28 protein-coding genes and 3 pseudogenes are annotated in these 25,625 nt (G+C 69.5%); 18 read left to right on the top strand and 13 right to left on the bottom strand.

The genetic code is table 11. The features are described from left to right. Positions 1 to 45 precede the first annotated feature (45 nt). Complete coding sequence (locus ACGF8B_RS39340; protein WP_392747417.1) at positions 46 to 2,733, bottom strand: ATP/GTP-binding protein; 2,688 nt, start codon at positions 2,731 to 2,733, stop codon at positions 46 to 48. A 119-nt stretch (positions 2,734 to 2,852) separates the two neighbouring features. On the opposite strand from ACGF8B_RS39340, the gene ACGF8B_RS39335 reads away from it, so the two are divergent. Continuing rightward, a complete protein-coding gene (locus ACGF8B_RS39335) occupies positions 2,853 to 3,149 on the top strand; it encodes a hypothetical protein (protein ID WP_392747415.1) in 297 nt (98 codons plus the stop codon). Here ACGF8B_RS39335 and ACGF8B_RS39330 read toward each other — a convergent pair. After that, positions 3,127 to 4,914 carry a zeta toxin family protein gene (locus tag ACGF8B_RS39330; protein ID WP_392747414.1) on the bottom strand — a complete coding sequence of 596 codons (1,788 nt, stop codon included), beginning with the start codon at positions 4,912 to 4,914 and terminating at the stop codon, positions 3,127 to 3,129. The genes ACGF8B_RS39335 and ACGF8B_RS39330 overlap by 23 nt on opposite strands. 939 nt (positions 4,915 to 5,853) lie before the next feature. On the opposite strand from ACGF8B_RS39330, the gene ACGF8B_RS39325 reads away from it, so the two are divergent. Both ACGF8B_RS39325 and ACGF8B_RS39320 read left to right on the top strand, forming a co-directional pair. After that, a complete protein-coding gene (locus ACGF8B_RS39325) occupies positions 5,854 to 6,306 on the top strand; it encodes a MarR family transcriptional regulator (protein WP_392747502.1) in 453 nt (150 codons plus the stop codon). Continuing rightward, the gene (locus tag ACGF8B_RS39320) at positions 6,303 to 6,614 is read left to right on the top strand and encodes a replication initiation protein, RepL2 (RefSeq protein WP_392747412.1); all 312 of its coding nucleotides are present in this window, start codon (positions 6,303 to 6,305) and stop codon (positions 6,612 to 6,614) included. The genes ACGF8B_RS39325 and ACGF8B_RS39320 overlap by 4 nt, the downstream gene beginning before the upstream one ends. Positions 6,615 to 6,686: 72 nt before the next feature. On the opposite strand, the gene ACGF8B_RS39315 is transcribed toward ACGF8B_RS39320, so the two are convergent. Continuing rightward, positions 6,687 to 7,061 carry a hypothetical protein gene (locus ACGF8B_RS39315; protein ID WP_392747410.1) on the bottom strand — a complete coding sequence of 125 codons (375 nt, stop codon included), beginning with the start codon at positions 7,059 to 7,061 and terminating at the stop codon, positions 6,687 to 6,689. A gap of 524 nt (positions 7,062 to 7,585) precedes the next feature. Then, positions 7,586 to 7,795: a hypothetical protein gene (locus ACGF8B_RS39310; RefSeq protein WP_392747500.1), complete on the bottom strand. Its 210-nt coding sequence runs from the start codon at positions 7,793 to 7,795 to the stop codon at positions 7,586 to 7,588. A 94-nt stretch (positions 7,796 to 7,889) separates the two neighbouring features. Here ACGF8B_RS39310 and ACGF8B_RS39305 point away from each other — a divergent pair, with 94 nt between their 5' ends. Beyond that, entirely contained in the window at positions 7,890 to 8,465 is a 576-nt protein-coding gene (locus tag ACGF8B_RS39305) for a transcriptional regulator (RefSeq protein ID WP_392747409.1), read from the top strand. Positions 8,466 to 8,771: 306 nt separating this feature from the next. Here ACGF8B_RS39305 and ACGF8B_RS39300 read toward each other — a convergent pair whose 3' ends face one another. Then, the gene (locus tag ACGF8B_RS39300; RefSeq protein WP_392747407.1) at positions 8,772 to 8,927 is read right to left on the bottom strand and encodes a hypothetical protein; all 156 of its coding nucleotides are present in this window, start codon (positions 8,925 to 8,927) and stop codon (positions 8,772 to 8,774) included. Positions 8,928 to 8,971: 44 nt separating this feature from the next. Then, positions 8,972 to 9,547 carry a hypothetical protein gene (locus tag ACGF8B_RS39295; protein WP_392747405.1) on the bottom strand — a complete coding sequence of 192 codons (576 nt, stop codon included), beginning with the start codon at positions 9,545 to 9,547 and terminating at the stop codon, positions 8,972 to 8,974. 112 nt (positions 9,548 to 9,659) lie between these two features. Between ACGF8B_RS39295 and ACGF8B_RS39290 the strand changes: the two genes are divergently transcribed. The 4 genes and pseudogenes from ACGF8B_RS39290 to ACGF8B_RS39275 all read left to right on the top strand — a co-directional run. Then, a complete protein-coding gene (locus ACGF8B_RS39290; RefSeq protein ID WP_392747403.1) occupies positions 9,660 to 9,857 on the top strand; it encodes a hypothetical protein in 198 nt (65 codons plus the stop codon). Positions 9,858 to 9,874: 17 nt separating this feature from the next. Further along, complete coding sequence (locus ACGF8B_RS39285) at positions 9,875 to 10,705, top strand: phosphopantetheine-binding protein (protein WP_392747402.1); 831 nt, start codon at positions 9,875 to 9,877, stop codon at positions 10,703 to 10,705. An 84-nt stretch (positions 10,706 to 10,789) separates the two neighbouring features. Continuing rightward, the gene (locus ACGF8B_RS39280) at positions 10,790 to 11,299 is read left to right on the top strand and encodes an NUDIX domain-containing protein (RefSeq protein WP_392747400.1); all 510 of its coding nucleotides are present in this window, start codon (positions 10,790 to 10,792) and stop codon (positions 11,297 to 11,299) included. 53 nt (positions 11,300 to 11,352) lie between these two features. Beyond that, positions 11,353 to 11,533, top strand: a pseudogene (locus ACGF8B_RS39275) (DegT/DnrJ/EryC1/StrS family aminotransferase); the annotation flags it as partial. 271 nt (positions 11,534 to 11,804) lie between these two features. On the opposite strand, the gene ACGF8B_RS39270 reads toward ACGF8B_RS39275, so the two are convergent. Next, entirely contained in the window at positions 11,805 to 12,152 is a 348-nt protein-coding gene (locus ACGF8B_RS39270; RefSeq protein WP_392747398.1) for a hypothetical protein, read from the bottom strand. 437 nt (positions 12,153 to 12,589) lie between these two features. Continuing rightward, positions 12,590 to 13,834, bottom strand: a complete 1,245-nt coding sequence (locus ACGF8B_RS39265) for an endonuclease domain-containing protein (protein WP_392747397.1) — start codon at positions 13,832 to 13,834, stop codon at positions 12,590 to 12,592. Positions 13,835 to 14,011: 177 nt separating this feature from the next. Here ACGF8B_RS39265 and ACGF8B_RS39260 point away from each other — a divergent pair. The 3 genes and pseudogenes from ACGF8B_RS39260 to ACGF8B_RS39250 form a co-directional block, all read left to right on the top strand. Next, positions 14,012 to 14,233: pseudogene (locus ACGF8B_RS39260) on the top strand (transposase); the annotation flags it as partial. Positions 14,234 to 14,327: 94 nt separating this feature from the next. Beyond that, the gene (locus tag ACGF8B_RS39255; RefSeq protein ID WP_392747396.1) at positions 14,328 to 14,468 is read left to right on the top strand and encodes a hypothetical protein; all 141 of its coding nucleotides are present in this window, start codon (positions 14,328 to 14,330) and stop codon (positions 14,466 to 14,468) included. A gap of 99 nt (positions 14,469 to 14,567) precedes the next feature. Further along, positions 14,568 to 14,924 carry a nuclear transport factor 2 family protein gene (locus ACGF8B_RS39250; protein WP_392747395.1) on the top strand — a complete coding sequence of 119 codons (357 nt, stop codon included), beginning with the start codon at positions 14,568 to 14,570 and terminating at the stop codon, positions 14,922 to 14,924. A gap of 2 nt (positions 14,925 to 14,926) precedes the next feature. On the opposite strand, the gene ACGF8B_RS39245 is transcribed toward ACGF8B_RS39250, so the two are convergent. Beyond that, entirely contained in the window at positions 14,927 to 15,883 is a 957-nt protein-coding gene (locus ACGF8B_RS39245; RefSeq protein ID WP_392747394.1) for a helix-turn-helix transcriptional regulator, read from the bottom strand. A gap of 63 nt (positions 15,884 to 15,946) precedes the next feature. Between ACGF8B_RS39245 and ACGF8B_RS39240 the strand changes: the two genes are divergently transcribed. Then, a complete protein-coding gene (locus ACGF8B_RS39240) occupies positions 15,947 to 17,092 on the top strand; it encodes an epoxide hydrolase family protein (RefSeq protein WP_392747393.1) in 1,146 nt (381 codons plus the stop codon). Between the two features lie 115 nt (positions 17,093 to 17,207). Here ACGF8B_RS39240 and ACGF8B_RS39235 read toward each other — a convergent pair whose 3' ends face one another. After that, positions 17,208 to 17,927 carry a hypothetical protein gene (locus ACGF8B_RS39235; protein ID WP_392747391.1) on the bottom strand — a complete coding sequence of 240 codons (720 nt, stop codon included), beginning with the start codon at positions 17,925 to 17,927 and terminating at the stop codon, positions 17,208 to 17,210. A 136-nt stretch (positions 17,928 to 18,063) separates the two neighbouring features. Between ACGF8B_RS39235 and ACGF8B_RS39230 the strand changes: the two genes are divergently transcribed. Then, complete coding sequence (locus ACGF8B_RS39230) at positions 18,064 to 18,330, top strand: hypothetical protein (protein ID WP_392747390.1); 267 nt, start codon at positions 18,064 to 18,066, stop codon at positions 18,328 to 18,330. Between the two features lie 140 nt (positions 18,331 to 18,470). Here ACGF8B_RS39230 and ACGF8B_RS39225 read toward each other — a convergent pair whose 3' ends face one another. The 3 genes and pseudogenes from ACGF8B_RS39225 to ACGF8B_RS39215 all read right to left on the bottom strand — a co-directional run bounded on the left by ACGF8B_RS39225 (position 18,471) and on the right by ACGF8B_RS39215 (position 20,030). Continuing rightward, a complete protein-coding gene (locus ACGF8B_RS39225) occupies positions 18,471 to 18,740 on the bottom strand; it encodes a hypothetical protein (RefSeq protein ID WP_392747389.1) in 270 nt (89 codons plus the stop codon). Positions 18,741 to 18,975: 235 nt separating this feature from the next. Beyond that, positions 18,976 to 19,090 (bottom strand): annotated as a pseudogene (locus tag ACGF8B_RS39220) (IS5/IS1182 family transposase); the annotation flags it as partial. Positions 19,091 to 19,133: 43 nt separating this feature from the next. Then, positions 19,134 to 20,030, bottom strand: coding sequence for a helix-turn-helix transcriptional regulator (locus tag ACGF8B_RS39215; RefSeq protein ID WP_392747388.1), 897 nt, complete (start codon positions 20,028 to 20,030; stop codon positions 19,134 to 19,136). Between the two features lie 264 nt (positions 20,031 to 20,294). On the opposite strand from ACGF8B_RS39215, the gene ACGF8B_RS39210 reads away from it, so the two are divergent. The 5 genes from ACGF8B_RS39210 to ACGF8B_RS39190 all read left to right on the top strand — a co-directional run bounded on the left by ACGF8B_RS39210 (position 20,295) and on the right by ACGF8B_RS39190 (position 25,520). After that, entirely contained in the window at positions 20,295 to 21,311 is a 1,017-nt protein-coding gene (locus tag ACGF8B_RS39210) for a zinc-dependent alcohol dehydrogenase family protein (RefSeq protein ID WP_392747386.1), read from the top strand. 34 nt (positions 21,312 to 21,345) lie between these two features. Then, positions 21,346 to 21,762, top strand: coding sequence for a cupin domain-containing protein (locus ACGF8B_RS39205; protein ID WP_392747384.1), 417 nt, complete (start codon positions 21,346 to 21,348; stop codon positions 21,760 to 21,762). Positions 21,763 to 21,807: 45 nt separating this feature from the next. Then, on the top strand, positions 21,808 to 22,845 hold the full coding sequence (locus ACGF8B_RS39200; protein WP_392747383.1) for an NAD(P)-dependent alcohol dehydrogenase: 1,038 nt from the start codon (positions 21,808 to 21,810) through the stop codon (positions 22,843 to 22,845). Between the two features lie 350 nt (positions 22,846 to 23,195). Next, positions 23,196 to 24,467: a multidrug effflux MFS transporter gene (locus ACGF8B_RS39195; protein ID WP_392747382.1), complete on the top strand. Its 1,272-nt coding sequence runs from the start codon at positions 23,196 to 23,198 to the stop codon at positions 24,465 to 24,467. A 63-nt stretch (positions 24,468 to 24,530) separates the two neighbouring features. Further along, complete coding sequence (locus ACGF8B_RS39190) at positions 24,531 to 25,520, top strand: aldo/keto reductase (RefSeq protein ID WP_392747380.1); 990 nt, start codon at positions 24,531 to 24,533, stop codon at positions 25,518 to 25,520. The last annotated feature ends 105 nt before the right edge of the window (positions 25,521 to 25,625 follow it).

The following is a 25,625-nucleotide window of genomic DNA, read 5'->3' as shown; positions in this document are numbered from 1 at the left end:
CGCCGATTCCTTGAAGGTCCATCGGTGTTCGTGTTGTCGGGCCGGTCAGCCTGCTGCGTTCGGAGTGTTGCGGTGGGCCGCGGTGGCCAGGGTCCGCCACCGCTGCCGGGTGGCCTGCTGTGTGTCCAGCCAGTGCGTCGGCGAGGGGCCGGTGGCGGGGAGGCCGGTGATGAAGTGGGCGATGTCGGTGTAGTACGTGTAGTCGCCGCCGCGGGTGAGTTCTTCCAGCCGGGCGATGTCGCCCCGGGCTGCGGTGTCGTCGCCGCGCACGGTGTGGTGCAGGACGAGCGCGAGTTCGAGCAGCAGCGCGGCGGCGGTGATTCCGGCGGTGGTGATCTCTGCCCGCAGCAGCGCGGCGCGGTCCACGACATCCGGGCCCGGTGTACCGGCGTCGCGGACGAGGGCGGCGATCTTCGTGGTCAGGGTGGTGGCGCGCTGGTCGAGCCCGGCCAGGAGCTGCTCGGCGAGGGCGATCTCCCGTTCGGCACGGCCGGGGTAGGTGAACGCGAGGGTGAGGGCGAGGTGGGCCTGGGCGATGGCCTGTTCGCCGGTGTTGCTGTGCTGTTCGGCTTCGGTGCGGGCACTGGTGTAGGCGGTGGCGGCCTGGGCCATGTCGCCGTGGGCGAAGTGGATGTCGCCCAGGACCCGTTGGCCGCGGCCGGGCCAGCCCAGGGTGCGGGCGGTGGCCAGTGCGGTGGGGAAGTCGCCGGTGGCGCGGGCGAGGTGGGCGAGTCCGCGGGCGGCGTCGGGGGCGAGGCGGCCGCCGCTGTCGGCGACCTGGCGCATGCCGTCGCGGGAGGCGGTGCTCTGGCCGAGGTCGCGGTGTGCCTTGGCCCGGTAGTACAGGGCCATCTCCGTCAGTTCGGCGGGCAGCAGGCCGGTGTCCAGGATGGTGGTGAGCCGGTCGGCGGTGCGGGCGCGGTGTTCGTGCTGGCGCCGGGACAGGGTGCTGAGGAGTTCGGCCAGGGCGTCCGCAGGGGTGGTGAGCGCGTCGTCGCCGTCGTCGGTGCGGGCGGGAAGGGGGAGGGGTTCCCAGACGTAGTCGTCGGTGTAGGCGTAGGCGGCATCCGTGAGCCAGCCGAGGTCGAGCCGGTGATCGCGGGCCAGGGCGAGGCCCTGGCGCAGGCACCCGACGAGCAGGCGCCGGCCCGGCCCGGGGACCGTACGCCACTGTTCGCCGAGTGCATGCAGGGCCCGTTCAGCGGCGGCCTGCCAGTCGGCGTCGGTCCAGCGGTCGTCGGTGGCGTCGTCCGCAGTACGCAGGGTGGAGCGGATCAGGGCGTGCAGGTGGTAGGGCCACAGCGCGTACGGGTCCTCGCGGACGAAGGGCCGCTCGACGAGGCGGGCTGCGGCGGCCTGGTGGGGGAGGCCGGCGGTGGCGGTGGCGAGGGGGAGGTCGAAGGCATCGAGGAGGGACACCGAGCGCAGGATGTGGCGTTCGTCGGGGGTGAGGTCGGCCAGGGTGCGGGTGATCAGCGCGGGGAAGTCGGCGTCGAAGTCGGCCGGGGTGGGGGTGTGGCCGGTCCGGCGCAGTTCCAGGAAGCGGAGGACGGCGAGGTCGAGGTAGAGGGGCAGGCCGTGGGACCGGTCGGTGATGACGGCCCGCAGCTCGGGGGCGATGAGGGGCCGGCCGTCCTTGACGAGCCGGCGGGCAAGGTAGTTGTCGCAGTCCTGCGGGCTGAAGTCGCCGATGAGGATCTGCCGCCCGTTCCCGGGCCCGTCGGCGGGGCGGGGGCCGGGAACTGCTTGCTGGGTCAGGCCGGGCCAGGCGGTGGGGCCGGTGTAGTCGAGCTGGCCCTGCAGGGCGGAGTCGGCCCACTGCAGGCGGCTGCGGCCGGTGACGACGAAGAACGCGTTCGGCATCAGCCACACCACACGTTGCACGAGCCGTTCCAGGTCGCGGTGGGTCCGGTCGCCGGTGTCCTCGAACGTGTCCAGCAGAACGACGGGCACGACGGACTTGCCGACGGGAAGCCGGGCGAGCTCCCAGGCCAGCAGGTAGGGGTAGTACGACAGTGCATCAACGTCCGGCTCGGCCACCAGGAGGTCCGCGAGCAGCGGGCAACCGGCCAGGGCACGCACGGTCTGGCGACGTTCGCGCAGCGCGGTAGCCAGCGTGCCGGTGAGCTGGCCGACGGCACCGCCGACCGAGCCGGGCAACAAAAGCGCCTGGGCGACATCGCCGAGCGCGGACTGCACCTGCTGCGGCAGGGCCTTGCCGAAGCGCGCGACGAGTCCACCGCGGCTCAGGTACTCCTCCAGGCTCTCGCCGGGGTGCTGGTGCTCCCAGTAGCGGCGCAGGGCGATGTCGAAGGCGGGCAGCGGCCGGCCCAGGTGCGCGGCCAGGGCGAGGCGGATGGTGAGCAGGACCCGCTCGAAGTCGGTGCCGGCGGAGCGGGAGAGGTCGATCCGCACGGGCAGAAGCGCGGGGCGGGCGGGCCAGGAGGGCTCGCCCCACCGCGCCGGTCGGCCGGCAGTGTCGGTGAGCGCGGCCTCCAGGGTGCGCGACAGGGTGGTCTTCCCGATCCCGCCGACGCCGTGGAACACCAGCACGTTGGTGCGCGGCGCCTCCAGGTCCTCCACGTCGAAGCCGGCGGTCGTGGTACGGGCCAGGTGTTCGCCGAGCGCGGCCTGGACGATCTGCCACTGGCCCTGCCGGTTGGTGAATGCCTCCCCGGCCTCCACCTTCCGGTCGTTGGTGCTGAACAGCGCCCGCAGATCCCGTCCCGCCATCGAAAACCCCCTGGTGATCGCCCTTCTGCCCAACCTATGCCCGGTCACGGGCCGGTGAAGCCGTGTCACGGACAATGGCCGATCCAGCATGTCAGCACGACCCGAAGGCGGCACCCCTCATGTCAGAGCCCCTTACCCCCGAAGGCTCCCCCGAGCAGCAGCCGCTGCACCAGCCCGGCGGTGACGCCGAGCAGGCAAGAGAAACCGTGGAGCAGGTGATCAGCGAGTACAACACCCGCCTGGTCGCCGCCCGCAGGAACCCGGGCCGCCATACCCCGGACGTGGTGGCCGGGTGGCGTACGGCCCGGGACCAGGCCGTGGACGACCTGGAACGGCTGGAGAGCGCAGGCGAGGACGGGACCGTACAGATCGCCCTCGTCTACGCCGCCCGGCTCAAGGAGCTGAAGGCGACCTGAGCCATCCGGCGGGTACCGGCAGCCGGCCCGGGACGGAGCGGTTTCCCACCGGGCGCGGCTGCCAGGAAGCGGGCATCAGCGGCCGCGCCTGGGCCGCCAGACCGGCCACTTCCTCCCGCATCCGGGGCAGCGCCTGGTGCAGGGCCCGCTGGACTATGTGAAAGCGGGCTGCCTCCTGGTCGGTGTAAGGGCGGCTCTGCTCGGCGGCCAGCGCCCAGACAGCCCACACGTCCCGGCCCAGCGTCTGTTGGTCGCCATTGATCACCATGACCGTGCTGACATCCGGGCCGACGGCCGCGGCCGCCACGATGCCAGCCGCCGTACGGCGGGCCCGCGCGTGCGCGGCCGGGGCCGGCAGCGCGGTGATCACGTCGAGCTGAAGGGCGCGGGCGTGGTTGACCAGGGTCCGCTGACGGCTGTCCGCAGCACGGCCGGCCAGGGCCACGACCTCGATCCGGTATCCGGCCCGGACGAACCGGGCCGCACTGGCCTCGAAGTCGGCAATGGCGGCGAACGCGGCCTCGATGACGAGGTCTCCACGCCGCTCGCGCACGTACGCCTCGGCCTCGGCCTGCCAGACGTCCGCGTCGGCACGGACCGCCTCGTCCGCAACGCGGGGGTTTTCGATGACGAGGCGGGAGTAGTCCGGGTGAGATCCGCGCAGGCTGCGCGGATCCAGGCGGACCGTTCCCACACGCATGGCGCGCCGCAGCGTCCTCGACGCCTCCAGCTTTCTCACGCCCGGCTCGCCGATCAGATAGACGACGACCGGGTCCGGACGGAAGGAAGCCCGACGGAGATAGGAGGGCGCGATCAGCTCGTCGAAGATCCACCGGTGCTCGTCCCCACTGAGCCGGTGATAGTCCGTCCCGGGAGGTCCGGGCAGCGCCTGAGCGACCCGGCGCACCGGCTCGGCGGCCGCCGCAGCACGTTCCGCGTCCCGGGACACCGCGAGCCTCCGGTCCGCCGGCAGCCGCTCGTCATGGACCAGCACCTCCACGCGCACCAGTTCCCGCCGGAACACCCGGGACCGCGACGCGCCCCACGGACGAGACCGCTCCGCACGGACCACCGCAGCCGCGGCCACCTCACACACCCACTTCCCACCGACCAGCTCGTTGTCGTACAGCGGCTCCAGACCCCGGCGGACCACACCCACCCGGTCCACCAGGCGCTCCTCCTCGACGACCGCGAGCGTCTCCAGCAGACCGGCCGCGCAGCCGTCCTGGTTTTCCCAGCCCACGTAACGGCCCCCACCATGCGCGGGCATCCCGAAGAACCGCTGCAGGACACCGAGCTGACTGTCCGCCTCCGCAACGGCCAGCGCCACCAGCTCGATCCGGTAACCGGCCTCCCGGTACACCGCCGACACCGACCTGAACTCGGCCGGATCCGCCAGAGCCGTCTCCACCACTACATCCAGCCGGGCCGAGCGCGCATACGCCTCAACCTCTGCCTGCCACCGCCGCGTATGCGGCCGTACCCGCACCCCAGCCGTCCGCACATCCGCCAGCATCAGGGCTTCGTACTCCCGGTGAGCCGTCTTGTAGAGGTCGCTACCGATCCGTACCGCGCCCCCGCGCCGGGCGAGCGAAGCATGCAACAGGTCGGCCAGCGTGGTCTTGCCGCTGCCCGGTGGCCCGGCAACGAACACTGCAAGGGGCCGCTCCTGAGCGACCGCACCCGCAGTCCAGGCCGACAGACTTCCGGCGAGAACCCGCTGATGTTCCGCCTCGCTGAGCACCGACGGAATGGTGTGGTTCACCAGCCCTCCCCAAAAAAAGTATATGGGTACGGGTACGTACCCGTACCCATAGTGTAGCTGTCGTCCGGGGCGAGATCGGGGCGCAGCCGGAGCAAGGAGGGGTGTCGAAGCAGTCCCCTTCTCGTTCGGGCAGGCTGCTGGAACGTCGACTTGGACGGCCCCCATCACCCGCTGATGGCTCCGAACGGAGCCAGGGAAGGTCGCAGGCCGGCGCTCTTCGCGCCTACTGGCCGGTGCCCCCTCGGCCCTTGGGGGCCTCCGGTGCACCGACGGGATCCACAGGTGATCGGGCGGCTGCGGGCGCTGAGTGGCAGTAGCGAACAGAGTGGCTCAGGACAGTGGGACTGATCGTGGCACACGTGACGAGTGCTCGGCTGACTGCAGCCGCGTAGTGGCGTGCTTTCGTGGGCTGAGGACGGGGGAGGCAAGAGGGTTTTTACCGATGGGCATGACGAACGAAGGGGGAAGGGCCTGCCCGACGTACCGACCATCGCCTTGCCCGGCAGCATTCAGAACCCGAGGCGTCCGTGGAGCTGTGTCCGGGACAGCCTGTCCTACCTGTTAAAGAGAGCGCAGCCTTGATATGTGTCTTGACCTGCGAAAACAATAATTTCATGAGGTTCTGAAGATCTGGCAGCCAGTCCTCAGCATCGTGCACCCAGTTCTTGAGGTCCGGGCAGGCGGATTTCAAGAACTGGGTGCCGATGTCCTGAGGACCGTAACCACTGCTGTAGGACCTGAGTAGATTGACGTGACGTACATCAGCAAGTGCCGTGGCCGGGCGCTCCGACTGCAGCGACGGATCGACGTCAGGTCGATCGACACGCCCTGGAAGCGGGGTCCATGCACTTCCAGCTCATGTACGTTAAGTTCATCTGGTCGGTCCTCAGGGCCGCTGCTCATGTACTTCACAGCAATGCCCAGTCAGGGGAGGGCCCGTTGGGAGCGGTACGCAGACTGGTCGATGCCGACACGGGCGAGGCCATTCCCTATGCGCCCTACGCCTTCTCCGGCGAACACATTCAGGTCGACAAGGCCAGGGTCGAAGCGATCACCGAGAGCAAGGAATTCACCCCGAGCCAGAAGTACATGGTGCTGTGGTGGATCGGGGTCTCCCCACAGGGCATGGCACCGCTGAGGGCGACCGGTGCGGACATCGCCAAGAAGGTCGGCATGACCGCCGATGCGGTAGGCAAGATCAACCGGAAACTCCTCAAACGCCGCATCCTGATCGAGCGCGGGCGCATCGGCAATTACAGGCTGTACCGCATCAGCCCGTACATCGCCTTCCACGGACCCGGGATCGAGCAGCGGGAAGCAATCAAGACGTGCAACCCGCCGGACATCCCCGGCTTCGACAACACCGTCCCTTCGCTCTGGGAGGCCCAGTGAACAACGACGACAAGCAGAAGCTCCTGGATATCCTCCACCGCACCGCCGGCATGACCGCCAACCAGCGCCTGGTCGTCATGCTCTACGCGATGCATCCCACCGACCGCGGCGGCGCCGTCATCGAGACCGGCGCCAACCTCGCCCGGCTCGTCGGCATGTCCCCAACTGTGTTCTCCCGAACCCGGCGCCAGGTCATCGGGGCCGGCTGGCTCGAAGAATCCGACCGGCTCGCACACATCAGCTACTACCGACTCAGCGCGAAATGCACAGGCGAGGACGTCGTCATCCCCCTGCGCCGCGCAACCTGAACGGCTCCGAGCAGCAGAGCTCATGTACGTGAGGTCAATGAGTACAGACCCCAGGGTCTGTACTCATTGACCTCACGTACATGAAGGCCGAATCGGCGCCCCCCGAGCCGCACCCCACCGCTGCGGTGCGGCCGGAGCGGGCTGCTCCGTGGCGGCCAGCGGCGCCTCGGAAGTAGGCCCTTCCTCAGCAACGGCCTCGGCGAGCATCTGCTGGAGCTTCCTCAGATCTGCCTGTACGTCGGCGAGCAGTTCGGCGCTCGTCCCCCTGCCGGCGGGAACGAGATCCTCCCATGCCTCCTGAACGGCAACGGCCTCGGTGACGGGATCGAGCGGGCGGTGCTCGCTCTGCCCGCCGGGCCGGTCCACGACGGCAGTTCTCCGGACAGGTCCGGAACCGTGGGCGTCGACGGAGGCGTCGCTCCGGGCATCGTCTCCAGTCGCGGCCACCTCTTGCCCGCTCCCTGCTTCGGGCCCGTTCCTGTCACTGTCGCGCTGGGTCTTCCCGGCAGGTGTGGGCTCCTGGAGCTTGGCTGGTTACGGGGCGGGGACGGGGGTGTAGGCGCGGGCCTGGGTGGTCCACATCGTCCGTTTCCCCGGTTCCGGACATGGCTTCGGAGCACTGTCTGGGCGCGGCCCTCGACACGTTCTGCACACCCTGCCGCACATGGCTGCGACCCGGAGGGCGACTGATCCACCGCGCGGTATTCAGCCAGGCACAGTGGCTTTGTGCCATTCGTGGGCATCCCACCTCCAACATCACTGCGGCCCGGCTACACAGGAAGGAAGAGGTGGCACGCAGCGGCCTCATCTGTACGTAGGCCGGTCGTGCGGGAGGTCTGAGCGGTTGCTGACTATCAACGTAGCTGTGGTGCTTGCCGTCATTGAGCCTCGGCCAACTTGAAGTCGCAGGTCAAAGAGCTGGTGTGATCGGTCCTCTGGTCGTGGGCGTAAGTCCACGGAGAGATCATTCGTCAGCGGTTGACTTCGAGGTTCGTCAGGACGAGCAATGCGCGTAGGAGTTGGGTGGCGCGGGCGGGGGCGGTGCGGAGTTTGGTGAGGATCCGCCAGTTCTTGAGGTGGGCGAAGCCGTGTTCGACCGGCGCGCGTCCGACGGCGAGGAGGATGTGGCCGTGGCGGGCGGCGGTGTTGTCGTGGGTGCGGCCAGGCCGGGCCGCGGATATCCAGATCAGGCGGCCGTTCTCGTCGGTCAGGGCGAGGAAGCGCAGGCCATACTACCTTTGTAGACAGCGGAGTTCGACGGAGAGGGGGTGCGAAGTGCCGGAGAGGAACATCGACTTCGGGAAGTTCGGCGCCCGGGGCATCAAGGGCAGCGACGCCGTCATCCGGCAGCTCGACGACCTCGCGGGCGGTATCGTCACCCCGGTCACTGCGAGGCGCGGCCTGATGGCCCGCCTGCACTACCTGACGAAGACCGACCACAGCCTCGCCGCGGCCAAGGACGCCGGCCTGGCGGTGACCGACCGGACACTGCAGGCATGGCTGAAGGGCACGCGCCGACCGTCGAAGGCCAACCTGGAGCGCATCGACGCTGCCTACCAGGCTGTGCGCCGCCGCAACGTGGCCCGGCATCTCCTAGCCCGTCTCAACCGCGAAGGGCGCGGGACCAGGGTGGAGATCCACCCGCTGAACCAGTCGCAGGTGGCCAGGCCCCTGCAGCGGATGGTGGAGTACCGCACGATGAACGTCCGCCGCTGGGACCGCATCGTCGAGGCCTGGGCCGCGGGCGACGTCCAGGGCCTTGACGACGAGTGGACCACCGACGTTCTGCCCGACCTCGGCTCCCAGTGGGGCCAGTACGAGTACGTCACCAACATAGGCTTCGCCGCGTAGCCCCACTCGGCCGAAAGCCGACGCCTCCGGTGAGCTGATCAGGGTGGTGAACGGGCGAGTGCCCAGGCCGCAAGGACGAGGATGCCGTCCTCGCAGCCCTGCGAAATCAGCATGGACAAGGTCCCGTGGACGGGCCTCGTCCTGCTGGCGGGGGCTGTCGCCGCCAGGGTGGCCGGCGCTCACGGCTGGATGCTCTGACCTGACGGGGCGGGGTAGCCCTGCGGAACATGCGAAGCGACCGAGGGGCCACCCCAGGAGCACCGTCCTGTCAGGGCACTCATGTCCGACCGTACGAGCTGCGGTGGGTCACCGCCCGGTGAGCTGCTGCATCCGCGCCCGGGCCCAGGCTCCGCTGCGCAGCACCGGCGAGCGGACGAGCGTCAGCAGCCGCTGATACTCCGCCTCACCCTCTGGTTGAGGCTCGTCCCGGCGCTGGCCGACTTCCAGCCCCTGCCCGTTCACGCGGATCGCCCCCGCCAGGGGCCGGGCGGGGCACACGGTGACGGTCAGTGGATGCCGGCGGTGGCCCAGGCCGTGTGGATCTGTTCGTAGGCGGTCTGGACGTGAGTGTCCTGCGGTGTGTTGAGAACCAGGGCGGTGGCGAGCGTGCGAACGGCGGGAATGTCGAGCAGCAGTACGGCGAGCACGCGGTTGAGCCGGCCCGCAATGTCGGCGGCGGACTGGGGCGGGTGGCATTCCTCGCTCACTTCCTGAAGCAGATTGCCGAGCCCGGCGGCATCCGGTTCCCCGTCCTGTGTCTGTTTCAGGGCGATGTGGACCTGCCACAGGGCCTCGGTCTCCCACGCGGGTACCGCCCGGAGGAACACCGTGTCGGAAGTGACCCCGAGGCTGGCGGCAGAAGGGCTGGCGGGGGGCTGGGGGAGGGCCGTGGCGAGGTTGTTGATGGCGTCGGCCGCGGCTCGGTACGGGGCATCGGGCAGTCCGGCCGCACTGCCGGTCTCGGTTTCGTCCTCGACGGCGTCGGCGAGCTGGGGCAGCACCATGGTGTCGAGAACGTGCACGTCGTGAAGCCACGACGGAACGCCGGGCAGCACACAGGGGTGATCGGGGTGCGAGGTCATCCGGGCAGGGTTCCAGTTCCGCACGCTCACAGGGCTGCCTTTCGAAGAGATCGTCAGATCAGGGGATGGCCCTACCGGGCACAGCGGCCGATGCCGGCCCCGCACATCGACGATGTCCTCGCCCAAGGAGCACCTTTCGCTGTCCCAGCAGGCCGAGTTCGCCGCCTTCACCAGCCTGGCGCTGCGCGCCCTGCTGGGCGAGGACTCGAAGTCCGGGGCCGCGATGCGGCGTTTGTGGGAGCGGGCCCCGGTCATCGAAGCCGTCCCGGCGCTGTTTACGCTCGCCCGCCATCTGGAGGCGCTGCGGTAAACGCCGCCGACCGTCTTGTGGAGCAGGTCCTGGACGCGGTCCGGCAGATCCGCCCCGGCACCGCCCCGGAGCCGGACACCGACTTCCGCGACGTCGGGCTGGATTCCCTGGACCGGCTCACCCTGGCGGTGGCCGTCGAACGGGCCACCGGTCTGGCCGTCCCCGGCCCGGCCCTCTCCGATGCCGCCACCCCCGCCGACCTGGCCGACCGCCTGCCCACCACCGACAGGAGCGCTCCCGTGCCTCAGGAACACCACGACGACACGGCGGAACCGGGCTGGTCCGATCCGGGAGCGAGCGTCGGAGAAGGCACACGTCTGTGGCATCAGTCCCAGATCGCCGGTGGCGCGGTGGTCGGCGCCGGCTGCACCTTGGGCAAGGGAGCCTTCATCGGCGCCGGCAGCACCAGCGGTGACCGCGTGAAGATCGGGAACTACGCCAACGTGTTCGGTGCGGACGTGGGCGACGAGGCGATGATCTGCCCCGGTGTGCTCGTCCTGGAGGATCCGGCCCCGCGGGCCACCACCCCCGACGGACAGCGCAAGGGCCCCGAGGACTGGACCCGTCACCCCGTCACCATCGCTGCCGGGGCCACGATCGGGGCCGGGGCCGTCATCGCGCCCGGCGTCAGCGTCGGCCCGCACGCCCTGGTCGCGCTCGGCGCAGTCGTCATGCGCGACGTCCCCGCCCACGGCCTGGTGATCGGAAACCCCGCCCGGCAGGACGGCTGGGAATGCCAATGCGGCCACACCCTGGACGCGGCACTGCGCTGTACCACCTGCCCGCGCACCTACCGGCGCGACGGCGACGAACTGGCCGCCGAGCACCAGCCCGTGCCACTGGAGTGAGAATCACACCGGTTTGTCACCGTTCTGTGTCAGGCAGATGATGCTCTCCGGGTCGTACGAGCGGCACAGATAGCGTCCCGCTCCATGAGCACCGTGCATCTGCCTCCCGCCGAGTACTACGCCACCCTCCCCAAGATCATCGGTGGGGCAGGAGGCGCCATCCGCGACACCGCCGGCCGGTTCCTCCTGGTGAAACCGGTCTACCGCGACTACTGGGAGGTCCCGGGCGGCGGCCTGGACCTGGGCGAGGACCCGAGGCAGGCGTTCCAGCGCGAAATCAAAGAGGAGCTGGGCCTCGACCTCACCCCGGGCCGGCTCCTGGTCGTCGACTGGGTGCCCGAACAGCCCGACGGCCGCCCCCCGCTCGCCAACTTCATCTTCGACGGCGGCCTGACCACACAAGACGAGGCCCAGCAGCAGGTACGCCTCGGCACCGGCGAACTGACCGAGTGGAAGCTCGCGGCCCCCGAAGAGTGGTACATCCTCCTCCCACCGCACATGGCCCGCCGCCTCCACGCCTGCGCCCGCGCCCTGACGCACGACACCACCCTCTACCTGCACCACGGATTCGACCCCACCCGAAACCACACCTGACGCCCCGCCACCCTTCCGGTCGGCGCCCGGCGTCCACCGGAAGGAACCCCTTCGTGAACACAACACCGATCCCGGCTGCCACGCCGCGCCTGGACGCGGCCGACATCGCTGCCGCGGTCCGCGTCCTGGAATCCGGCCACCTCGTCCAGGGCCCCCGAGGTCGCCGCCTTCGAGGACGAGTTCGCGGACCTGGTCGACGGCCACTCCTGCATCGCGGTCAACTCCGGAACCTCTCGTCCAGGCCCGCCAGGAGCTGGACCGCAACTTGACATACGTGTCCGATCCCTTCGCAGGGCAGCCGTTGGCTGACTTCACGGCGAAGGCAGTCGGCCTCGCGCGGAAGCAGAGCCGCGGGCGAATACCTTCACGCATAGCCATAACAACTTCAACGGGTGGCACGCCCAGCCGTAACGCCCTCGCTGCCGACAAGGAGGTACGCCGTCCTGCCGGCAAACCCGCCCGGGGGCACGTACGGACAACGTCGCCCCGCCCGATTCGAATTGGCCTAGATGAGATGGGTCAGCTCGTGGTTCCCGGGGGTGCAGATCTCCCGCAGCGGCTCGCACAGGTGCCAGGCCCGGTGCAGGGCCTCGGCCTCGTGGATCGGGCCGATGGTGTGCTCCTCGCGCCACGTTTCGCAGATGCCGCAGTCGGGCCGCCGGCCGGGCAGCCACGTGGCGTGCGCGGTGATCAGGTGATCGTCCAGGTGAAGCCGCGTCAGGGTGAGCGCCCGCTCCCAGTGGCGCGGATCCGCGTTCCAACGGCGGGAGCTGATCACGTTCATGCCGTAGTCGACGGCGAGATTCCGGCAGTCATCGCACGCGGCCATACGTTCGATGAGTTCACAGGGCATGGGGCCTCCTACTGAGCCTGGTGGATGCGATGTGTTTTGTGCCCGGCGGCAGAGGTCGCGTGCACGCTGACCGGCGCGGTGACCCGCACCGAGGAGCCCTGCGCTCGGCGGATTGTCTGCCTGGCGTCGAGCGCCTGACGGACCGTCGTCGGCGACGTCGCCCTGGACAGCTACTGTCGAACAGCGCGGACAGGCCGTTGGGCAGCGCCACAGACCTCGGCACGCCCGTGAACACGTCACCCCTTCAACAGCGTCTCTGCTCGCCTGACCACCCCGAGACCGCAGCCGGCGACGTACGGTTCCAGCGGAAGGGGTGCACCCCTTCCGGTCAGGTCTGCCCACCAGGCCGCTCCCGCCCGCCGGGCAGCACCCTGGCGGGACAACCCGGTGACCAGATCCGGCATCCCCTTGCCGTAAGTGCTGCATCAGCCGCTCGACTACCGGTTCTCCGAACCCAGAACCTTCTCGATCAGTTCCCGAAGAACCTCTCGGGCCTCGGTCGCAGGGAGTTCGGCATCCCACCGACGGGGTGCCCGGGAGTGGTTCGGGCAGCCGATCTCGCAGACGGCCGTACCGTCCGGCTGCCAGCGGACAGGGCCCGCACTCACGTAGCCGGCACGCGAGCATTCCCGGCGGTGAACAGCAGCGAGGTGGTTACGGATGACGTCCTCGTGGTGGCGTCGGGGAAGCGTGTGCTGTGTCCGGCAGCTCGTGCACTCCAGCAGGTGCTCGACACTTCCCGGCCGGTTCACGAAGACCATGCCATTTCCTTCGAAGGTGTTGCAGCTTGCGCATACCGGCCCCCGGACAAGACCGTGATCGTGGCAATGGTCCCAGTAGTAGGCCCGTTGAGGCGTGGTGCACAGCCGGCACAGATAGTCGTCGGCCCGCCGGGTACGGCGGACGGACTCGTACGCAGAACCTCGCAGGTGTCCGGTGTACGGGCGGAACTCCGCTGCGGTGCATTTGGAGCACCGGGTTACCCAGCCGTTAGACCCGGAACTGCGCCGCTCCCAGCGCTCGCCTGACTTCCCGCAGCCCGTACAGATGCTCGCCTTCTCGTTCTTCTCACGGACGGCTTCCTCCCATTGATCGAGCAGGACGGCGTAAGCGCGTGGCACGAGCCACTTCTTCCCGTTCCAGGTGAGCGCGGCGAAGGGAAGGGTGCCCGCGATGACGAGACGAGCGCACGTCTCCCGGAAGGCGTCCTCCGTCAGGCCGCACGGCAGCCCGTTCTCCAACAGCCCGCTGCTGCGCCGGCAGGTGTCCGGTGGCCCGCAGGGGCAGCCGTCCCGTTCCCTGGTACTGAGAGCTTTGCTGGTCATTGTGCTGCCGGCGATCGCCCGCCAGTCGGGCCACTCCTCCTGGCCGGTGAACAGCCAGGCGTCCACCAGATCGTCAGGATTCCACTTCACCTGGACGAGAGCCTGGGCGGCCTGCCGTACCTCCCGCTCGTCGAACCGCCACTGTCCCTGCTTGTTGTACTTGATTCCACGCAGTGCACTGGCACCGATGAACAGGTGGCCGTTTTCTCCGAGCCAGCCATGCTCCAGAGCATCCGGGGCGATAGGGATTTCGCACCCTGCGGCGGCATCGAGCAGGGTGATCTGTGCTGTCTTCCTTGTCATCAGCATGCTGCGGATATTGGCAGACGCCACTGACAGTGGTTCCAGCCTCTCCACAGAAGAATTAAATGCAAATAGTCTTAAGTTTCACCTCGGAGACCGAGGAGTGGTCCTGGCGAGACAAGTGATGCCGGTTCCGGAAGCCTGACTGCCGGTCCTCTACGTGGTGGTGAAGCAGGCGAATGAGTTCGCTCATATCACTCGTCCAACGGAAATGAAGAAGTGGATTCATTCACCGGGCTCCTCATGCCCCACCGACGCACCCCGGGCACGGAATTACCCGAGTGGAAGAAGGAGCACAACCGCTCGCATAAACAGGTCCGCGCCCGTGTGGAGCATGTCTTCGCCCGGATGAAGACCTGGAAGATCCTCCGCGACTGCCGACTCAAAGGCGACGGCGTTCATCACGCGATGCTTGGCATCGCCCGCCTGCACAACCTCAACCTCGTCGGATAGTCGTCTGGCTGTGGCAGTTTCCGGGAAGTCATTTCGGAGCGACTTGGGGAGCCGGTCCGCGGCGGGCCGTTTGATCAATACCAGTGACTTTTGGATGCCGCTCACTCGGACACTGTGGGTCGGCAGCGCGGCCGTGGTTCTGGCGAAGGTGTTCAAGCTCGTCGAGTCTGCGCAGACCCGCTGGCGCGTGATCACGGCAGCCCACCGGGTGCCGCTGATCCGCCTCGACGTCTGATTTGAGAACGGCGTCTTGACCGAACGGGCAGACACGCGAGCCGCGTGATCTTACGGTTCATCTCGCAGGCTGCCACCCGCCGGGGCAAAGGAGAACACGATGGACGCGCACACGGACCCCACCCACCACGTTGTGCAGCGGTACTTCCATATGTGGAACACGGGTGACACCTCGATCGCTCCGGAAGTACTGAGTCCGGACTGGGCTGATCACGCGCACCCAGAGGTGACCGGGCCCGCCGACGTTCAACGCGCTGTCACACATATCCATGCAGAACGGCCAGGACTCCGCTTCCGCATCGAGACGATCCTTGGTACCGACGATTTGCTGTCCGTCATCGGCGGCGTCGGCCACGAAAGTCGCCCCGGCACCATCGACAGCCATCTCATCTGGCTGATCCGGCTCCTCGACGGTCGGATGGCCGAGATGTGGACCTACCGCCGGAGCACCCCCTGAAACTACTGAAAACGGGCGTAGCGCTCCGCGAGCCGGCGCAGGTGGTCGACCAGTTCCGCGGGTTCGGTGACGTCGAAGTCGAAGTCGAGCATGCCGAGGTAGACCGCGAGGGTCTGCACGGTGTCGGCGCCGGTGGTCAGGACGCAGGTGTCGGCGTCGAGCGCCTCGACGGTGCCGACGGCGGGGTTGATCCGCTCGATCACCTCCGAAGCCGGGGCATGGACGGTCACCCGTGCGTGGTGGCGCCAGGCCGCGGCCGACACCCGTCGGGAGACGTACGCCGCCACGTCGCCGCCGGGCGGTTCGCGCGGGGCGAAGCGCGGTCCGGTCGGGGTGCGGGGCTCGATCCGGTCGACGCGGAAGGTCCGCCAGTCCTCGCGCTCGACGTCCCACGCGACCAGGTACCAGCGCTGCCCCCAGTTCACCGCCCGGTACGGCTCCACGACGCGGCGGGTGGGCGAGCCGGCGTGGTCCAGGTAGTCGAAGCGCAGCCGTTCCCGGTCGCGACAGGCGGAGACCAGGGTGGTCAGCACGTCCGCCGAGACCGTCGGGGCAGGGCGGTCGGCCGGCACGGCCACGGTGTACGCCTGGAGAGCCCGCACCCGCCGGCGCAGCCGTGCGGGCAGCACCTGTTCCAGCTTGGTCAGCGCCTGCAACGAGGTCTCCTCGGTGCCGGGGACGGCGCCCTGCGCCGCGGTGCGCAGGGCGATCGTCACGGCGACGGCCTCCTCGTCCTCCAGGAGCAGCGGGGGCATGGCCGCCCCGGCGCCCAGCCGGTAGCCGCCGGTGGCTCCGCGGGTGGCATCCACGGGGTAGCCGAGCTCGCGCAGCCGGTCGATGTCGTTGCGGACGGTTCGGCCGCTCACTCCGAGGCGCTCGGCCAGCTCGGAGCCCGGCCACTCCCTCGGTGTCTGCAACAGGGAGAGCAGGCGCAGCAAACGTGCGGAGGTATCAAGCATGAAGCCCACTCTGTTCTTCAATTAGGCACGTACCGTGCCTATATGCGGAATACTGTTTTACCCATGGAGAACAGCAGCAACACCGACGCCCGGATCCACCCCTTCCGCATCGACGTCCCGCAGGCCGATCTCGACGACCTGCGCGAGCGGCTGGCTCGTACCCGCTGGGGCAGCGAGATCCCCGGCGCCGGCTGGACCCGGGGTGTACCCACCGCCTACGTCAAGGACCTGGCCGCGTACTGGGCCGACGGTTTCGACTGGCGCAAGGCGGAGGCGGAGCTCAATGAGTTCCCGCAGTTCACGACCGAGATCGACGGCCAGAACATCCACTTCCTGCACGTCCGTTCGCAGAACCCGGCGGCCGTTCCGCTGCTTCTGATGCACGACTGGCCCTGCTCGTTCGTGCAGTTCGCCGAGGTCATCCGCCCGCTGACGGAGGACTTCCACGTCGTCGTGACCTCGACCCCCGGCACCGGCTTCTCCGGTCCGCTCGGCGAGGCCGGCTGGAACACCGGCCGGATCGCGAGCGCGTTCGTCGAGCTGATGGAGCGGCTCGACTACGACTCGTACGGCGTCCAGGGAACGGGTGGCGGCGCCTGGATCGCCGCCGAGATGGGACGCCAGGCTCCGGACCGGGTCATCGGTGTCCACGTCAACGGCCTGGTCACCTTCCCGTCCGGGGACCCCGCCGAGTTCGAGGGACTGACCGCCGCCGAGCAGGAGCGGCTGGCCCGGATGGAGAACTTCCAGCAGGACAAGATGGGCTTCAACGCCATCCAGTCCACCCGCCCGCAGACCGTCGCCTACGGACTCCATGACTCGCCGGTCGGCCAACTCGCCTGGATAGCCGAGAAGTTCAAGGAGTGGACGGACCCCGCCGCCGAGCTCCCCGAGGACGCCGTGGGCCGCGACCGGCTGCTGACCAACATCAGCGTCTACTGGTTCACCGGTACGGCAGGCTCCTCGGCCAACCTGTACTACGAGTCCGGCCACGACCCGAGCGCCTGGGCCCCGAAGCCCCGCGGCACCGTCCCGACCGGCGTGGCCGTCGCCCTGCACACCGACATCGCCATCCGGCGCTTCGCCGAGCGCGACCACAACGTCACCCACTGGACCGAACTGGAGCGCGGCGGCAACTTCCTCGCCCTGGAGCAGCCGGAGGCGTTCGTCACCGACGTCCGCGCCTTCTTCGGCTCGCTCGACGCCTGACACCCGCGCGCGGCGCCCTGGGAGCGCCCCGGCAGCCCCGGCCCGAACCATCGGGCCGGGGCTGCTCGGGCTGCTCGGGCTCGAAAGTGCACGCAACCGGGCAGTCCGCGCCTGATCATCTCGACCATGGTGGGCAGAACTCCACGTGGAGTTGTTCCCAGTCATGCGCATCCAGATCCGACCAGTGGTAGATGCTGCGGCAGACGTGATAGTTGCATCCGCCAGGGATGTACACCCTTGTCGCGGCAGCGGGCGGGCCTTCCTTCACGACGGCGAATATGTGCGAAGCCGCTTCCCGGAACGCTGTCGTGCTGCCCGTCAGGAACAACGTCTCGGCGTGGACGTGCTGCTGGAGCAGGTTCCTTGTCGCCGGATCGCTCGGGGCCGCGTACTCGATCTCGCTGGCCCCGACTGCCAGGTCCGTCTCCGGCACACTCGCGGTGCGTACTTCGCGGGGAGCGTTCCCCGCAGCGATGCGCGCCCGCAGATTCTTCCATTGGGAGGGCCGATACTGCACGGCTCGGTGGGCCAGTACGAGGTCGAACGGCTTCTCGTCCTCCCAGCCGATCCCGGGCGCCGTCGCCGTGGTGCGCATCGGCAGGTAGACCAAGGACCGCGGGGACCGCGCCGCGAGCAGCAACAGGGTCCCGATGCGTCGGCCGTCCGGCCGGTCCACAAGCATGTCGTATGAGCTACGGGTTTCGTAGAACGCCCCGTTCTTTAACGGTTTGGCCGGGCTGATCACTCGGTATTCCTCGCCCCCGAGTCGCACCTGCTGGATGGTGACCTTCAGCCGCAGGCTGTCCCGTGTGAGAGCGGCCCTCGATGCAGTCATCCGTTGTCCCCTGCCCCTTGATCTGATCTCTCGCACTGCGATTGTGACGGTCAGGGGTGGCCCTCCGCCCGCCGCTTCTTCCCCTGGACCGCCAGGAGTTACGGGACAGCGCTTAGATGAGCAGCAGCCGCCTGCTGTGAAGCCTGCCCCGTCTCCGCTCGTCGACGCGGTCACCCTCAAGGCCGCGCTGGCAGACATCGAGCAGCCGCTGTCCGGAACCGTGCTCGTGGACCGGCTGCACCTCGTGGAGCAGCGCCACGACGGAGCGCACATTATGTGGGATCCGGTCGCCGAAGTCCGTACACCCGCCGCCGAGGAAGTGGAGCAGTCATTGGATCAGGCTGGCACCGGCCGCCCGGCGACGTCATCCGTTGTCCTGTGCCACCGAACCTTGAGCGATTGACGTCGAAGAAGCATCGAAGACGCTCGGTCACAGGCGGCGGGGGCAAAGCTCGGGGACCGTATTGGTCCGGACGCCGGCGAAGTCGACGTGGGCCCGCTCAATGGCTTGGGGGGATGCCTCGCGTTTGGTGCTGTTCTTGGTCAGCGCCCGTGTTCGCCGTGGCCAGTGCGCAGTCCGGGGTCGTCGGACATGGCACGCGGCATCGCGGCGGTCTGGGCATCGGTGAGCGCGGCACCGGTGGCCCGGCGGCGCGAGTCATCAGCGAGGCCGAACTCGGCTTCGAGCGCGGCCATCGCCGCGGGTGTGTCAGTAGCGGGTGCGCCGTCGGCTTTGTGGCCGAGGCAGATGAGCGGCTCCGGCAGGTCACCGCAGCGAGGGCAGCGCAGATCGTCGGGGGTGGGCTCGGACATCGCGTCTCCTTGACCTGCGGTGCTCAACCTTCGCTGACACTAACTAGCGTTCGTCGGAGTTCGTTGGCAAACGGTCAAGATTCGGTGGCGAGGGACATCCTTGTGCCGGAGCGCGGTACATGTCACCAGAGATGTCGGTCTGCCTGGGCGTATCCGTAGGACGGAGCACGACGGTTGTCACCGTCTGCTCAGGATTCTTGACACCTGTCGTTGAAGATCAGCTTCGAGCAGTGCGATGGGGGTGGGCCGCGGTCAGGTCATGGCTGGGGCCCAGGCAGTGCGGACGAGATCCACAGCAGGTTGCCTGCGGGGTCGGCGACGACCTGCACGTTCACGCCGTGACCGCGGTGCTCCGGGGCGTGGGGTGGCTCGGTGGGCGGGACGGCGGGGACGTCAGCTAGCCGGGGGCGTCTGGGAGAGCGGGGCTGAGGTGTTCTCGGTGGCGGCCCAGGAAGCGAGCAGGCGCAGTCCCTCTTCGGAGGGGGAGCCGGGTTCGGCGGTGTAGACGGTCATGTGGAGTCCGGGTTCGGCGGCGAGGTCGAGCGCCTCGTAGGCGAGGGTGAGCTCGCCGACTGTGGGGTGGTGGAAGCGTTTGGTGCCGGTGCCGTGGCGGCGGACGTCGTGGGCTCCCCAACGCGTACGGAAGTCGTTGCTGCGGGTGGACAGCTCGCCGATGAGGTCGTGGAGGCCCTTGTCGTGGGGGTCGCGGCCGGCTTCGCGGCGCAGTATGGCGACCGCCATGTCGGCGAAGAGGTCCCAGTCGGGGTAGAAGCGGCGGGTGGCGGGGTCGAGGAACTGGAACCGGGCCAGGTTGGCCTGGTTGTCGGGGTTGGCGAACAGGTCGGTGTAGAAGGCGCGGGCCAGCGGGTTGGCGGCCAGGACGTCCATGCGGCCGTTGGTGACGACCGCAGGCCCGGCGGTGATCGCGTCGAGGGTCCACTGCAGGCTGCGGTGTGCCTTCCACTGCCGTGGGGCCGGGCGGCGACGGGGGCGGGTGAGGGAGTCCGTGCCGTCTGCGGCCTGGGCCAGGTGCAGCAGGTGGGCGCGTTCTGCGTCGTCGAGCTGGAGGGCGCGGGCGACGGCTTCGAGGACGGCCGGGGAGGCGCCGGCGAGGCTGCCGCGTTCGAGCTTCGCGTAGTACTCGACGCTCATGTCGGCCAGGGCGGCGACCTCGCTCCTGCGCAGTCCGGGCACCCGGCGCCGGGTGCCGGAGGGCAGGCTGGCCTGCTCGGGGCTGATCTTCGCGCGCCGCGAGGTGAGGAACTCGCGGACCTCCTCGTGGTTGTCCATGCCTTCGACGGTACGGTCCGCCCGGCGCGAAAGGGATGTACTGGCAGTACACGTCTCACTGGTGACTCCCTGCCTTTCGGAATGAGCGGTTACCTGGATTCCGGGCACTCCCCAGGCGGCACAGCCGCACCTGAGGTACTCCGGCCGCACGGCGGCGCGGGGCCGGCAGTGCCTTCGATGCCCCGGTTCGTGGCTGCACGGCCAGGGCCGGCTGCAGGGGCCGCCAGGCGCGCGGCCGAATTCGATAGACGGAAGGATTTCCCCATGCGCGGAGCAGTGATCCACGCCCCCGGCGATGTGCGTTTCGAGACTGTGGACGACGCCCGGATCATCAAGCCGACCGACGTCGTCATCCGGACGGCCGTGACCTGTGTGTGCGGCTCGGACCTGTGGCCCTGGCGGGGCCTGGACGTGACCGCAGAGCCGCATCCGATGGGCCACGAGTACGTGGGCTTCGTGGAGGAGGTCGGCGCCGAGGTCGCCGGTCTGCGGCCGGGCCAGTTCGTCGTCGGCTCGTTCGCCACCTCGGACAACACCTGCGCCAACTGCGCCAACGGCTTCCAGTCGAACTGTTTGCACCGTGAGTTCATGGGAACCTGCCAGGCCGAGTACATCCGCATCCCGAACGCCCAGGGCACCCTCGTCGCCCTCGACGAGACCCCGGACGAGTCGCTGTGGCCGAGCCTGCTGGCCCTGTCGGACGTCATGGGCACCGGCTGGTGGGCTGCCGACGCCGCCGAAGTCCGCCCCGGCTCGACCGCCGTAGTCGTCGGCGACGGCGCGGTCGGCCTGTCCGGTGTAATCGCGGCCCGGGAGATGGGCGCCGAGCGGATCATCGCCATGAGCCGCCACGAGTCCCGCCGGAAGCTGGCCCTCGCCTTCGGCGCCACCGACATCGTCACCGAGCGCGGCGAAGAGGGCGTGGCCCGGATCAAGGAGCTGACCGGCGGCATCGGCGCCGACTCCGTCCTGGAGTGCGTCGGCACCGCCGAGGCCATGCGGCAGGCCCTGCACTCGGCCCGCCCCGGCGGCAACGTCGGCTTCGTCGGCGTCCCGCACGACGTCGCCGTGGACGGCGAGGAACTGTTCTACTCCCACGTCGGCCTGCGCGGCGGCCCCGCCCCCGTCCGCCGCTACCTGCCCGACCTCATCGACCGCGTCCTCACCGGCCGCATCGACCCGGGCAAGGTCTTCGACTTCACCCTCCCGCTTGAGCAGGTCGCCGAGGGCTACCGAGCGATGGACGAGCGCCGCGCGATCAAGGCTCTCCTCAAGCCCTGAGAACCCGGCAACCCCCGTCTGGACAAGGCCCCCCATGAAGATCACCCGCAGTTCGATCGCCACCGTCAAGGGCCCGGCCGACTGGTTCACCGGCGACGTCTACATTGACGCCGTCGCCGTCGCCGTCGCCGTCGCCGCCGGCCCGGCACCGTCCCGGGTCACCGCCAATCTGGTGCACTTCACGCCCGGCGCCCGCACCCACTGGCACCGCCACCCGCTGGGCCCGTCTTCGTCACCGAGGTCGTCGGCCTGTGCCAGCGCCGCGGCGGACCGGTCGAGGTCATCCGCGCCCCAGCGACCGCGTCCTCTTCGAAGCCGGCGAGGAGCACTGGCACGGCGCCCCCCCGACCGCCTCATGGTCCATCTCGCCATGAACGAGGGCGACGCCGACCACGACATTGTCCACTGGCTGACCGACGAGGAATACGCCGCCGCCCCCGCCACTGACTGACCCCTCACCCGAACCCTCCCCCACCCCCGACGAGGAGCCCCTCTCATGCGCGTGAACGCCTACGCCGCCCACGCCGCTGGCCGCCCCCTGGCCCCGACCACCATCGAGCGTCGGGACGTCGGCCCGAACGACGTCCTCATCGCCATCCAGTACGCCGGCGTCTGCCACTCCGACATCCACACCGTCAACGGCGACTGGGGCCCCCAGCCCTTCCCCGTCGTCCCCGGCCACGAGATCATCGGCACCGTCGCCGACGTCGGCAGCGCCGTCACCCAGCACCAGGTCGGCGACCGGGTCGGAGTCGGCTGCATGGTCAACTCCTGCGGCGAATGCGCCAACTGCCGTAACGGCGACGAGCAGCACTGCCTCGACGGCACCGTCTTCACCTACGCCAGCCCCGACCGCGACGGCACCCACACCCAGGGCGGCTACTCCACCCACGTGGTCGTCGACGCCGGCTTCGTCCTGTCCGTGCCGGAAAACCTCGACCCGGCCTCCGCCGCGCCGCTCCTGTGCGCGGGCATCACCACCTACGCCCCGCTGCGCCGCTGGGGCGCGGGCCCCGGCAAGAAGGTCGCGGTCGTCGGTCTCGGCGGCTTGGGTCACATGGCGGTCAAGCTCGCCCACGCCATGGGCGCCGAGGTCACCGTGCTGTCGCAGTCGCTGAAGAAGCAGGAGGACGGCCTGCGCCTGGGCGCCGACCACTACCACGCGACCTCCGACCCGGACACCTTCGCCGCCCTCGCCGGCCGGTTCGACCTCATCATCAACACCGTCAGCGCCGACATCGACACCAACGCCTACCTCAGCCTGCTCGCCGTCGACGGCGCCATGGTCAACGTCGGCGTCGCCCCCAGCCCGATGTCCGTCAACGGCTTCCTCCTCAGCTCCCGCCGCGTCCTGGCCGGCTCGATGATCGGCGGCATCGCCCAGACCCAGGAAATGCTCGACTTCTGCGCCGAGCACAACATCGGCGCCGACATCGAGGTGATCTCCGCCGACCAGATCAACGAGGCATACCAGCGCGTGCTGGCCTCCGACGTCCGCTACCGCTTCGTCATCGACACCGCCACCCTCGCCTGACCCGCAGAAGCGTGTTGAGCGGGCCGCGCGCCTGTCGCCCTCAGCACCGGCAGGGACCGTCGCCCCGGGCGGACCCGGCTTCCCCGCCCCGGCGGCCTGCCTGCCTGCCTGCGTTTCACCACCGGGCCCGACGCTGCGCGAGGCCCCGGTGCGGCCATGCCCGAGAAGGCCGAAGGCCGTGTCGTCTGCGACAGGCATGTACTGCTGGTACATCCCTCCACAGAAACTCCCTGCACCGGGCGAAAAGCGGTTGCCTGGAAGCGGTGAAGTTCCGGCAGCGCCCCACCGGCCGCCGCCTGCAGGCCGCCGCCTGCAGCCCCTCTTCCTCGTCCTCATCGCATAGGAGTCTTGTGAGCACCCCCCAGATCACCGAAGCGTCGCGTGAGCGGCAGGTCGGCCGTGCCCTGGCTGTCGTCCTGGCGCTGCTGACCGTCTTCGGGCCGATCTCGATGGACCTGTACCTCCCGGTCCTGCCTGCCCTGACCACAGACCTGGACGCGGCGACCTCGACCGCGCAGCTGACGGTCACGGCCTGCCTGCTTGGCCTCGCGCTCGGCCAGGTCGTCGCGGGGCCGCTGTCGGACCGGCTCGGCCGCCGTCGCCCGCTGCTGATCGGCGTCGCCGCGTACATCGTCACCGCGGTCCTGTGCGCCCTGAGCCCCAGCGTGGAGACGCTGATTGCCGCCCGCTTCCTCCAGGGCCTCGCCGGAGCGGTCGGCATCGTGATCGCCCAAGCTGCGGGCCGTGACCTGTACTCCGGCAAGAAGCTGGTGCGGTACTACAGCCGTCTGACCGTCATAGGCGGGCTCGCCGCGATCATCGGGCCGGTCCTTGGCGGGCAACTCGCCGCCGTCACCGACTGGCGCGGCCTGTTCCTGTTCCTTTCGGCCGCCGGCGCGGCCATCCTCGTCGCCGTTCTGGTCGTCTTCCGCGAGACGCTGCCCCGGCACGAGCGGGCTTCCGGCGAGTTCCGGCAGACCGGGCGCGACTTCCGCCGCCTGCTGTCCGACCGGGTCTTCCTCGGCGCGGTCCTCGTCATCGGCTTCGTGTACGCCGCCCTGTTCGCCTACCTCAGCGGCGCCACCTACGTCCTCCAGGGCATCTACGGCCTGTCCCCGCAGGGCTACTCCTACGCCTTCGGCCTCAACTCCCTCGGCTTCATGATCTTCGGCTTCGCCGCGGGCCGCCTCTCCGGCCGCTGGTCGGAGAAGGGCACCTTGGCCATCGGCCTGACGATGTCCCTGGCCGGCGCGGCCGGCGTGCTGGTCACCGCGCTCGCCCAGCTGCCGCTGCCCGCCGTGATCGTCTCCCTGTTCGTCCTGGTCAGCGGCGCGGCCACGACGACGCCCCCGGCCACCTCCCTGGCCCTGGCGGGCTACCCCGACATCGCCGGCACCGCTTCCTCGCTCCTGGGCCTCGCCCAGTTCGCCTTCGGCGGGCTCGCCGCACCGCTCGTCGGCCTCGGCGGCGCCGGCACAGCCGTGCCCCTCGGCCTGGTCGCCGTCGCCGCTACCAGCCTCGCGGCCGCGGTCTACGCCGTGACGATCCGCCGCCGCACCCAGACGCCCGGACGCGAGATCGCCCGGAACGAACCGCTCGACCGAGCGACCGCACACCTCTGACCTGCCCGTCCCTCACAAGACGGGTACGTATCCGTCCCGACCCCTGAAGAAAGACTGATGATCATGCAGTACACGCACCTGGGCCGCAGTGGGCTCAAGGTCGGCCGTCTCGCGCTGGGCACCATGAACTTCGGCGACGCGACCGACGAAGCCGAAAGCTTCAAGCTCATGGACGCGGCGGTCGACGCGGGCATCAACCTGTTCGACACCGCAGACGTCTACGGCGGCCCGCAGACCCCCGACATGGAGCAGGGCTATGGCCTGTCCGAGGAGATCATCGGCCGCTGGCTCGCCCAGGGCGGCGGCCGGCGCGACAAGATCGTGCTGGCGACCAAGCTGTACCAGCCGATGGGCCTCGGGCCGAACGACAAGTACCTGTCCGCCTACAAGATCCGCCGGTCTGCGGAGGCCAGCCTGCGCCGGCTCCAGACCGACCACATCGACCTCTACCAGATGCACCACATTGACCGGTCGACTCTGTGGGAGGAGATCTGGCAGGCGATGGAACAGCTCGTGCGCGAGGGCAAGGTCACCTACATCGGCAGCAGCAACTTCGCCGGCTGGCAGATCGCCACGGCCCAGAGCGAGGCTCGCGCCCGCAACTTCATGGGCCTGGTCTCCGAGCAGAGCCTCTACAACCTCACCGCCCGCACCATCGAACTCGAAGTCATCCCCGCCCTGCGCCACTACGGCATCGGCCTGATCCCGTGGAGCCCCTTGGCAGGCGGCCTGCTCGGAGGCGTCCTCAAGAAGCTCGAAGACGGCCGCCGGACCACCCCGCACATGCAGCGGACCATCGAGCGGTACCGGCCGCAGCTGGAGGCGTACGAGAAGCTGTGCGCCGACCTCGGCGAGCAGCCCGCCGACGTCGCCCTGGCCTGGCTCCTGCACAACCCGGTCCTCACCGCCACCATCATCGGCCCCCGCACCGCCGACCAACTCGCCACCAGCACAGGCGCCCTGGACATCACCCTGTCCGCCGAAACGCTGGACAGGCTCGACGAGATCTGGCCCGGCCCCGGCGGCGAAGCCCCCGAGGCATACGCCTGGTAACCACGCCCACAGGCCCCCCGATCGACCGCAAGGCCGCAGAGCCCGCACGCGGCGCGGCCACCCTCCCCGCCGCCGCCACGACTGTCCGCAGCCTGAATCCGCCGC

The organism is Streptomyces sp. NPDC047917, assembly GCF_043204345.1.
Lineage (GTDB): Bacteria > Actinomycetota > Actinomycetes > Streptomycetales > Streptomycetaceae > Streptomyces > Streptomyces sanglieri.
This window is presented reverse-complemented; position numbering and strand designations above follow the sequence as displayed.